This window comes from Rhodococcus sp. NPDC003382 (assembly GCF_053589135.1).
Genome location: NZ_JBSFRH010000110.1, coordinates 1 through 2018 on the forward strand (window position 1 = coordinate 1; position 2018 = coordinate 2018).

A 2018-nucleotide genomic window follows, 5' to 3' on the forward strand; every position below is an offset into this window, starting at 1 on the left:
TGGAATGCGTTCGGTGGGTTGGAGTATCTGGGTCGGTGTGACGATCAGGTGAAGATCCGCGGGTTCCGGGTGGAACTCGACGAAATCCGCGCCGCCCTCGATGCCCATCCGTGGGTCCGTTCGTCCGCGGTGATCGCCCGGACCGGAACCTCCGGTCGCGACGCGACTCTCGCCGCCTACTGCACGCTCGACCGTGGAACCTGGAACGCTGAGGATCCGACTTCCACTCTGCGGGAACATCTCTCGTCGCGGCTGCCGGACTACATGGTGCCGCCCACGATCACCGTGCTCGACGAGCTGCCGGTGACCGTCAACGGCAAGCTCGACCGCAAGGCGCTGCCGGAGCCGGTGGCACCGGTCCACGACGGAGGCCGGGCACCGGCCACCGAGTCGGAACGGGCCGTGGCCGAGGTCTTCCGCGACGTGCTCGGCTTGGACGAGACCGTTCCGATGGGTGTCGACAGCGACTTCTTCGACCTCGGCGGGCACTCGCTGCTCGCGACCCGGGCCGTGGCGCGGCTGGCCGCCCGCTTCGCCCGCAAGCTGACGCTGCGCGACCTGTTCGAGGCCCGGTCCGTCGGCGATCTCGCCCGCACTCTCGACGCAGCCGAGGGCGCGATCTCGATCGGTGTCGCCGACGTCGTCGTGCCGGAGACGGTTCCGGCGTCGGCGGGTCAGCGGTCACTGTGGGTGATCGAGCAGATCACCGGAGCCGGCTCGGTCTACACCGTGCCGCTCGTGCTCACCGTGCCCGACGACTTCTCCGCCGACGCGTGGGCGGCGGCACTGACCGACCTCACCATGCGACACGAGGCACTGCGGTCCCGGCTGGTACCCGGACCGGACGGCATCGAGCTCGACGTAGAGGCTCCGCGCACCGGCGCGTTCCCCGTCGAGGAGATCGTGAGCGATGCCGGCACCCTGACCGACGCGGTCGCGCAGTGGGTGAATCGTCCGCTCTCCCTCCGTCTGGACCCGGCGATGCGTGCCGCGGTGTTCACCGTCGACGGCCGGCCGCAGGTCGCGGCGCTGGCGGTGCACCACGCGTTCGTCGACGAATGGTCGACGCCGACGCTGCTCGGCGACCTCCTCGGCGCCTACACCGCGCGCCGCGGCGGCACCGCACCGCAGTGGACGCCGGAATCCGTGACGTTCCGGCACTTCGCGGCCTGGCAGGACGCGATGCTCGCCGGCGCCGACCGGCCCGGAACCGCCGCGGCCGACCACGTCGACTACTGGCGTGACCGGCTCACGGGCGTCCCGGAGGTGTCGATGATCGCCACCGACCGGCCGCGCCCGGCGGTCCAGGACTTCGCCGGGTACGAACTCGCCTTCACGATCGATCCGGAGGTCTCGGCCGCGCTGCGGCGGGTGTGCACGGAACGCGACGTCACGATGTACATGCTGGTCCAGGCCGCGGTCGTCATCGCGATGCAGCGGTTGGGTGCCGGTGACGACATCGTGGTGGGGTCGCCGGTGGGTGGCCGTACGGACGAGGCGTTGGCGTCGGTGGTGGGGTATTTCGTGAACACGCTGCCGTTGCGTCACGATCTGTCGGGGGATCCGACGGTGGACGAGTTGCTGGGCCGGGTGCGGGAGGTCGTGCTCGGTGGGTTCGCCCACCAGGACATGCCGTTCGACCACATCGTGCGGGTCAGCGGCACCACGCCGTCGGCCGCGCACAACCCGCTGTTCCAGACGCTCGTGTCCTTCCGGGTCGCGGACCTGGTCGACGAAACCCACGACGTCCTCGGCCGCGCCGGCTTCGGCCGGTACACCGAGGCCGACGAAACCAACAGCGTCAAGACCGACCTCGAGATCGAGATCGCCGATACGCCCGACGGACTGACCGGCACGCTCGCGTGCGCCGGTGCCCTGTTCGACGCCGAGACCGCTCAGCGGGCCGTCGAGACCCTGCGTGCTGCGTTCGGTGTGTTGGCGGGGGCTGGTGGTGTGCGGTTGTCGTCGGTGGATGTGGTGCCGGTGGCGGATCGGGTGTTGGTGTCGGGGTTTGCGGT

The 2018-nt window shown here is 70.4% G+C and carries 1 protein-coding gene; it reads left to right on the plus strand.

What is annotated here, in order from left to right:
* Positions 1-48: 48 nt before the first annotated feature.
* Positions 49-2018: condensation domain-containing protein (locus ACWDUD_RS30600; RefSeq protein WP_450111774.1), on the plus strand; the 1970-nt coding region annotated here is incomplete at its 3' end.